Source organism: Micromonospora sp. CPCC 205554, assembly GCF_036902745.1.
Lineage (GTDB): Bacteria > Actinomycetota > Actinomycetes > Mycobacteriales > Micromonosporaceae > Micromonospora > Micromonospora tulbaghiae.
Genome location: NZ_JBAKHP010000011.1, coordinates 176,561 through 184,229 on the forward strand (window position 1 = coordinate 176,561; position 7,669 = coordinate 184,229).

Consider the following 7,669-nt stretch of genomic DNA (forward strand, 5'->3'; position numbering starts at 1 on the left):
TACCAGCCGGTCGTCAGCCGGGACGCCGCCCGGGCGGGGTGCCGGCCGGCGGTCCGGCGTTCCCGGGTGCGGGGACGTCCGCGCCCGGCGGTGCGCCGTCCGGGTGGACGGGGCGCTCGGTCCTGCCGCCGCCCCGCTCGTCGCCGGGCTTCCCCGGCGGATCGTCGTCGCCCAGGAGCCCGGCGCAGTAGTCCGCCACGCCGTCGCGGCCCCCGGCGGCGCTGACGAGGTCGCCGAAGGCGGGCGTACCCAGAGCGCGGCCCCGTTCCGGCTCGGCGACGGCCCGGTACGCGACGCACAGGCCGGGCGGTGAGGACGGGTGCGGTGTCCGGGCCGCCGGTGAGGCGGCCGGTGGGCTCGGCCGGGCCGGCGGCGCGGAGGGTGCGGAGACGACCGGCGGCGCTGCCGGACGCGCGGCGCGCGGCAGGTTCCCGGTCGCGGCGAGCGCGACGCCGCCGGTGAGGGACGCGGCGAGCGCGCCCACGGCCACCCGTACGCCGAACCGGGCACGGCGGCGACGGCGCGTCCACCGTGCGGCCCGGAACGCCGCGACCGCTGCCGCCTCGCCGCCGAGTTCGCCGGTGCCGGGCGCGGCGCGGATCGCGTCCAGCACGGCGGCGAGTCCCGGCGGGGCGGACGGCGTGTCGCCGGAGCGGCCGGCGAGCAGCCGCTCGACGGTTTCCTGATCCAAGCCGGATGCGTCCATCTCGTGACCCTCAGCGCCGCCACCCGGCCGGGCGTCACACTCCGGTACGGCCGACCCACGGTGAGGCCGGTCACCCGGCGCCGGTCACGGCCCGGAGGGCATCTCCGGTTGCCGATGTCCCGGAGTCGCGGTGAACTGAATTACATGGGTGTCATCAAGGTGGGCACGTCCTCGTGGGCCGACCAGATGCTGGTCCGCTCCGGCTGGTATCCGCGCGGGGTCAACACCCCCGCCGGGCGGCTCGGCTGGTACGCCGAGCGGTTCGGACTGGTCGAGGTGGACACGTCGTACTACGCCGTGCCGGTGCCGGAGACCACGGCGGGCTGGGCGGAGGCCACCCCGGCCGGGTTCACCTTCGACGTCAAGGCGTTCCGGCTGTTCACCGGCCACCACACGCCGGTCGACGCGCTGCCCCGCGACCTGCGCCCGGAAGGCGGCCCGAGCCGGATCCGCTGGCGCGACCTGCCCGCCGGGGCGTACGACGAGTTGTGGGACCGGTTCCACGCGGCGCTGGCGCCGCTCGCGGCGGCCGACCGGCTCGGCGCCGTGCTGTTGCAGTTCCCGCCGTGGCTGGCTCGCGGCGAGGCGGCCCGGCGGCGGATCCTGGACGCCGCGCGGCGCTGCCGCCCCTGGCCGGTGACGGTCGAGCTGCGGCACTCGTCCTGGTTCGACGGGGACGCGATGGCCGACACCGTCACGTTCCTGCGGGAGCACGACCTCGGTTACGGCTGTGTGGACATGCCGCAGGGGCACGTCTCCTCGGTGCCGCCGATCCTGGTCGCCACCACCGACCTGGCCGTGATCCGGTTCCACGGGCACAGCACGGCCTGGGAGAGCGGCGACAAGCAGGAGCGGTTCCGCTACGCCTACGGCGAGCGGGAGCTGCGGCACTGGTCGGTGCTGCTGCGCGAGCTGGCCGACCAGTGCGCCGAGCTGCACGTGCTGATGAACAACTGCTGCGGCGACCAGGCCCAGCGCGACGCCGCCCGGCTGGCCGGCCTGCTCGGCGTCGCGCCCGCCGCCGCGCGCGCCTGACGTTTCCTCAGCCGTCGTCCGGGTACCGCCGGGTGCATGGACGAGCGCGAAGGGGGATCTGTGGAGAAGCGGCGCGGCGAGGACGAGCGGGACCCGCGAGCGACCCGGGAGGCCGAGGAGGCCCACGGCGGCAGCATGGCGCCGGGCCTGGTCGACGACACCGGGCACCCGGTGGCCGAGTCACCGGTGCCGGACAACGAGCCGTCGGCGCCGGGCCGGCCGGGTGAGGACGGCACCGGCTCCTGAACGCTCAGGGGCGCGTCTCCGGGCGCATCCCGGTCGCCTCCTCCAGCGCGTTGTCGCCGAGGTCGCCGTCCGCGCTGTCGTCCGGGAACGTCCGCCCCGACGGGGCCGGATCCGGCGGCGCGCCCGGCCCGGCCTCGGGCGTCCGGGTCGGCTCGACGGACCCGAACCCGTGCCGGCCCGCCTTCGGCCCGCCCGGCCCGGCGCCGGCCGCCCGGCGTTCGCCGAGCCGCCCCTCGGGGACGGCGGTCTCCTCGCTGCCCTCGTCCATCGGGTCGCTGTCGCCGGCGCCCCACGGCGGGTCGGCGTCGAAGCCGTCGGTGGTGCCCCACGGCGCGGCCGACTCCGGCCCGCGCCCGTCACCCGTACCCGGCCGGTCCCTGCTGGTCATGGTCACCTCGCCTGGCTGCTGATGTCCGTGCGCCGTCCGCCTGCCGACGGCCTGTCCCGCTGCACCGCGCGGCCGGTGGCCCACCCCGATGTGGGTCGCCGGCCGCGCGGTGGTCAACGGGCCGCCCCGACCAGGGAGCGTCCGGCCGCGCCCACGGCGGCCACCTTGCCCATGTGCTTCGGCGCGGACATGATCCCGCCCGCGCGGTCCAGCATGCCCCGGAACACCTGCCCCGGCTTCTGCTGCTCACCCATGTACGCCGACACCACGACCAGCGCCCCGGTCAGTGCCGGGACCGCCCACTGGAGCAGCTTCATCTGCCGCTGGCTGGAGGCGACGCTCGCCGGGGTGTGGTGGTTGGGCTCGGTGGTCCCCTCGACCGGCGGGCCGCCGGCCTTCTCCAGCCGCATGCCGACCAGCCGGCTGTAGCCGGTCACCGCCAGCGCGCCGACCGTCAGCGCGGTCTTCACCGCGCTCATCCGTCCCACGCCCGCCTGGCGGGCCATCCGCGGGCTCTCGGTGACCAGCTCACCGACCGCGCCGGCCAGGTGCGCGCCGATCGCCGCCGCGTTGACCGGCGTCCACCGCGCCCATCCCGCCGAGGCCACCGGCAGCCGTTCCGTCGTGTCGTTGATCCGTGCCGCCGCGCCGTTGACGCCCAGCGCCCCCATCAGGGAACCGCCGAACCAGGCCGCCAGGCCCAGGTCGTGCATCGAGCGCAGCGTGGTGTGCCGTTCTGACATCAGATCCCCCTCCGCCGTGTTCGGGCGGTGCGGCATACCCACGATCGGGCGACTCACGCCCGGCGTGGCGGGAGGAGGAGGACTCAGCGCCGGGGGAGAGTGCCGGCGAACGCGGCGATCCGGGCGGCCAGTGGGACCGACGCGCGTACCCACGTGAAGTGGTCGAGCGGCGCGCCCGCCTCGGCGACCGTGTAGCGGTGCCGCGTCACCGGGGCCGCGGTCAGCTTCCCGCACAGGTGGTCGAGCGTCTCGTGCGGTGTGTACTGGTCGTCGTCGACGCTCACCGCGAGCACCGGTGTCCGGATCCGCCGCACGGCGGCTTCCGCGTCCACCCCGTCCAGCGCCGGGAACCGGCCGGTGCGGGCGGTGTGCGCCCAGTCCCGGATCACGCCGCGTGCCTGCCGACCGCCGAAACCCCAGCCGGGCCAGACGCCGAGCAGCCGGGCCGTCGCCGCGATCGCCTGGGTGTACGGCAGCACGCCCCACCCGCGCAGGCCCGGGTACCGCCGCCACCACGGCAGGCCCACCGCCACCAGGGCCAGCCCGTCCACCCGGTCGTCGTCGTCCAGCGCCTGGTGCAGCACCGCGACCTGACCGCCGAGGGAGTGCCCGAGCAGCAGCCGGGTACGGCCGTCCAGCCGGGGCTTGAGCGCGTCGAGCACGGCGCCGACGTCGGCGGCCATCTCCCGGTAGCCGTACCGGCAGGCGCGCGACGGCGCGGGGGTGCTCTCGCCGGTGCCGCGCAGGTCGGCCACGATCACCGCGAGTCCGGCGTCGCGCAGCGCGGCGGCGAACGGCCGGTAGTAGCGGGCGCGCACGCCCATGGCCGGCCAGATCAGCACCACCGGCGCGCCGGGCGGACCGGCCGGCTCCGGATAGACCTGCACGCCGATGCGCGCGCCGTCGACGTCCACGAACTCCTGGGTGTAGTCCCCGCTCACCCGGATCAGCCTACGGCTCGAACCTACCGGCGGGTAGCAAGGGGTGGCCGGGTCGGCTGCGCCGGCACCGGTGAGCGGCGGCGGGCGGCCCGTTCCACCCGGTCCACCGCCGCCAGCACGTCCGGCACGTCCAGCGCGGCGAGCGCCGGGTGCACGTCCTCTCCCGCGGCGGCCGGACGCGGGCCCGCCCACAGCGCCTCGTGCCACGGCCGGTCCGGCGGCGGCCCCCACCAGGACGGCGGCACCGGGCCGAACAGCAGCACCGACGGGGTGGCGTAGGCGGTGGCCAGGTGGCCGATGCCGGTGTCGCCGCAGAGCACCAGCCGGGCGTACGCGACGAGCGCGGCCAGCTCGCCCACGTCGGTCGCCCCGGCCAGCACCGCGTCGCCGGGCAGCCCGGCGGCCCGGGCCACCGCCGTCGCCGGCTCCCGCTCGGCCGGGCTGCCGGTCACCACCACCCGGTGCCCGCGCCCGGCCAGCTCCCGGGCCACCGCCGCGAAGCGCGCCACCGGCCATCGCCGCGCCGCGGCCTTCGCCCCGGGATGCACGATCGTCACGCCGGCCGGGAACCCGTCCGGCGCCGGGCGGCGCAACGCCAGGCCGGCGCGGTCGGCGGGCAAGCCGTACCAGGCCAGCATCCGGCACCAGCGGTCCACCTCGTGCTCGTCGGCCCGCCACGGCGGCCCGTCCGGCACGCCCGCCTCCGGGCTGGCGAAGGCCAGCAGGCGACCCGGCCGCAGCGCGGTCAGCATCAGGTGCGACTGGGGGCCCCGGCCGTGCAGGTTGACCGCCGTCTCCGGCGGCGGGCCGGACCAGGGCAGCGGTCCCAGCCCGTCCGCGTGGACCTGCCGGTCCACGCCGCCCACCAGCTCGACCAGCGGCGCCAGCCAGCGCGGCGCGACCAGCGCCAGCTCCTCGCCGGGGTACGCGGCACGCAGCGCGCGCAGCGCCGGCACCCCGGTCGCGAGGTCGCCGACGCCGAGCGCGCGCAGCACGAGGATCACGGGTACGACGACTCCTGCTCGGCGCAGACCACCAGCTCGCGTACCGCACAGCCGGGCGGCTGGGTCAGCGCGAACATCACCGCCTCGGCGGTGTCCGCCGGGTCGTTGAGGATCGCGTCCGGACCGGGCTTGTACCTGTCGTCGCGCTCGTCGAAGAACGCGGTCCGCATCCCGCCCGGGACCAGCAGCGTCACGCCCACCGTGCCGGCCAGTTCGGCGGCGAGCGCCCGGGTGAAGCCGACCACCCCGAACTTCGCCGCGCAGTACGCCGTCGCGTCGCTGACCGCCTTCACGCCCAGCGTCGACGCCACGGTGACCACAGTGCCGTGCGCGCGTTCCAGCGCGGGCAGCGCGGCCCGGATCACCGCGGCGGTGCCGAGCAGATTGATCGCCACGATCCGGTCCCAGACGGCGCCGTCGACGTCGCCCAGCCGCCCGGGCACGTCCATGCCGGCGGCGGTCACCACGCCCGCCAGCTCGCCGGCCTGCTCGGCGATCCGCCGGGTGGCCGCCTCGGCGGCGCGCGTGTCGGCCAGGTCGCACTCGACCCAGGGCACGCCGTCGGCGGGCGCGCGGCGGTCCAGCACGTACGGCCGCCCACCCGCCTTGGCCACCGCCGCCACGACCGCCGCGCCGAGCCCGCTCGCGCCACCGGTGACGAGCACCGCCTGGCCGTTGATGTCCCTGCTCATGCCGGACTCCTTCTCGCTCGTTCAGACCACTGTTCGGACCAGGTGCAGGCCGCGCCGGCGCGCGGCGGAGATGGTGGCGGTGGTGGACCGGTCCGCCAGGTACGGCACGGTGACGACCTGCCCGCCCCAGCGGCGCACCAGTTCCGCCTCGGGCAGCTCCACGTCGCCGTAGTCGCCGCCCTTGACCCAGACGTCCGGGCGCAGCCGGGCCAGCACCTGGTGCGGGGTCGGCTCGTCGAAGACCACCACCGCGTCGACGCAGTCCAGCGCCGCCAGCAGCCGGGCCCGGTCCTCGGCCGGGTTGACCGGTCGCTCCGGGCCCTTGAGCCCGCGCACGCTCGCGTCGGAGTTGAGGCAGACGACCAGGCAGTCACCGAGGCGGCGGGCCGCGCGCAGCGTGGCCAGGTGCCCGGCGTGCAGGATGTCGAAGCAGCCGCCGGTGGCGACCACTGTGCCGCCGCCGGCGCGTACCCCGGCGATCAGGTCCTCGGCGGCGCGCGCCGGATCCGGCGGGGCCGGTTCCTGCTCCCGGCGAAGCCCGGCGGCCCCGCCCGCCGCCACGTACGCCGACGCCGCCTCCACGGCGGCGCGGACCGCCTCGGCGACCGGCGCGCCGTCACCGAGCGCTCGCGCCGCCGCGGCGGCGAACCGGTCACCCGCCCCGCAGGTGTCCTCCACGTGGTCCGGCACCGACGACGGGGGCAGCACCAGCGGGGTGGCCCCGCCGTGGCACAGCACCGCGCCGTCCGGGCCCATGGTCACCGCCACCGCGCCGACCCGCCACCGGTGGCGCAGCTCCTGACCGGCCCGGGTGGCGGTGCTGAGGGGCGAACCGCCGCCCGCGTCGCCGGTGACGCGGCGCAACTCGTCGAGGTTCGGCGTGGTCAGCCGGGTACCGGGCACCGGCGCGGGGCCGCGCGGGTGCGGATCCCAGACCACCGGTGCGGTCGCCTCGGCCAGCGCCGCCCGCAGTGCCGGCTGCCGCAGCAGGCCGCGCCCGTAGTCGCTGACCAGGATCGCGCCGGCCCGGCCGAGCAGCTCCCGTACCGCCTGCGACGGCTCTCCCGGCGCCTGCGGTTCGCCGCCGCGGTCCAGTCGCAGGAGCGTCTGCCCGGCGGCCCGCAGCCGGATCTTCTCCGCTGTCGCGCCGGGCAGGCGCATCGGGTAGAGCGCGACGCCCGCGCCGGTGAGCAGCTCCGCCAGGCGCGCGCCACCGGCGTCGTCGGCCAGCGCGGTGACGAGCGCGACCTCACCGCCGTCGGCGGCCGCGAGCAGCGCCGCGAGTCCGGCGCCGCCCGGCCGGTCGGTGGCGGTGCGTTCGTCGAGCACCGGCACCGGGGCGTCCGGGCAGACCCTGCTGACGGTGCCGTCCACGTCGCGGTCCAGCAGCGTGTCGCCGACGACGACCAGCGGGCCGTTCACGACTCCACCCGGCCGGTGCCGGTGTCCCGGTCGCGCCGGTGCCCGTTCGTGACGTGCCCGTGCGGACCGTGGCCGTTGGGCGTGGGGCCGTCCGGGCCGGGGCCGTGCGGGCCGTAACCGTTTGATCCGTGGCCGTTGGCGTGTCCGGGCGAGCCGTGGCCGTCGGCGCGCAACGGTGCCGCGCCGTCGACAGCGGCCAGCACCAGGCCGTCGCGCCGCACCCGGTCCGGCCCGCCCTCGGCGTCCGGCCGGGCCGCACCGCCGATCGGAGACCCCGGGGACACGGACTCGCCGGTCGACCGCCACGGCGCGTGCGGCAGGTGCCGGACCAGCGGCAGCGCCTGCTCGACGTACTCGCACAGCAGGTGCGTGGAGACCAGGTGCAGCTCCTGCACGACCTGGCTGTCGGACGACGGCACTGCCAGCGCGTCGTGGCAGAGGTCGGCGAGGGGGTTGGGTGCGGGTCCGGTGAAGGCCCAGCAGCGCAGGCCG

9 protein-coding genes and 1 pseudogene are annotated in these 7,669 nt (G+C 77.5%); 2 read left to right on the forward strand and 8 right to left on the reverse strand.

Going from position 1 to position 7,669, the window contains the following annotated elements; translation table 11 throughout:
• Nucleotides 1-13 precede the first annotated feature (13 nt).
• Nucleotides 14-706, reverse strand: coding sequence for a hypothetical protein (locus V6U82_RS17430; protein WP_334462435.1), 693 nt, complete (start codon nucleotides 704-706; stop codon nucleotides 14-16).
• Between the two features lie 144 nt (nucleotides 707-850).
• Between V6U82_RS17430 and V6U82_RS17435 the strand changes: the two genes are divergently transcribed.
• Nucleotides 851-1,741: a DUF72 domain-containing protein gene (locus V6U82_RS17435; RefSeq protein ID WP_121685984.1), complete on the forward strand. Its 891-nt coding sequence runs from the start codon at nucleotides 851-853 to the stop codon at nucleotides 1,739-1,741.
• A gap of 36 nt (nucleotides 1,742-1,777) precedes the next feature.
• Nucleotides 1,778-1,987 (forward strand): GTPase activator, encoded by a 210-nt coding sequence (locus V6U82_RS17440; RefSeq protein ID WP_120570739.1) that lies wholly within the window; start codon nucleotides 1,778-1,780, stop codon nucleotides 1,985-1,987.
• A gap of 4 nt (nucleotides 1,988-1,991) precedes the next feature.
• Here V6U82_RS17440 and V6U82_RS17445 read toward each other — a convergent pair whose 3' ends face one another.
• The 7 genes and pseudogenes from V6U82_RS17445 to V6U82_RS17475 all read right to left on the reverse strand — a co-directional run.
• Nucleotides 1,992-2,375, reverse strand: coding sequence for a hypothetical protein (locus V6U82_RS17445; protein ID WP_121685991.1), 384 nt, complete (start codon nucleotides 2,373-2,375; stop codon nucleotides 1,992-1,994).
• A gap of 113 nt (nucleotides 2,376-2,488) precedes the next feature.
• Nucleotides 2,489-3,118, reverse strand: coding sequence for a hypothetical protein (locus V6U82_RS17450; protein ID WP_334462437.1), 630 nt, complete (start codon nucleotides 3,116-3,118; stop codon nucleotides 2,489-2,491).
• Nucleotides 3,119-3,201: 83 nt separating this feature from the next.
• Nucleotides 3,202-4,059, reverse strand: coding sequence for an alpha/beta hydrolase family protein (locus V6U82_RS17455; RefSeq protein WP_334462438.1), 858 nt, complete (start codon nucleotides 4,057-4,059; stop codon nucleotides 3,202-3,204).
• A gap of 23 nt (nucleotides 4,060-4,082) precedes the next feature.
• Entirely contained in the window at nucleotides 4,083-5,063 is a 981-nt protein-coding gene (locus V6U82_RS17460) for a glycosyltransferase family 9 protein (RefSeq protein ID WP_334462440.1), read from the reverse strand.
• Entirely contained in the window at nucleotides 5,060-5,755 is a 696-nt protein-coding gene (locus tag V6U82_RS17465; protein WP_442933443.1) for an SDR family oxidoreductase, read from the reverse strand. The genes V6U82_RS17460 and V6U82_RS17465 overlap by 4 nt, the downstream gene beginning before the upstream one ends.
• A 21-nt stretch (nucleotides 5,756-5,776) precedes the next feature.
• The gene (gene rfaE2 / locus V6U82_RS17470) at nucleotides 5,777-7,177 is read right to left on the reverse strand and encodes a D-glycero-beta-D-manno-heptose 1-phosphate adenylyltransferase (protein ID WP_334462442.1); all 1,401 of its coding nucleotides are present in this window, start codon (nucleotides 7,175-7,177) and stop codon (nucleotides 5,777-5,779) included.
• 332 nt (nucleotides 7,178-7,509) lie between these two features.
• Nucleotides 7,510-7,669, reverse strand: a pseudogene (locus tag V6U82_RS17475) (phosphoheptose isomerase); the annotation flags it as partial.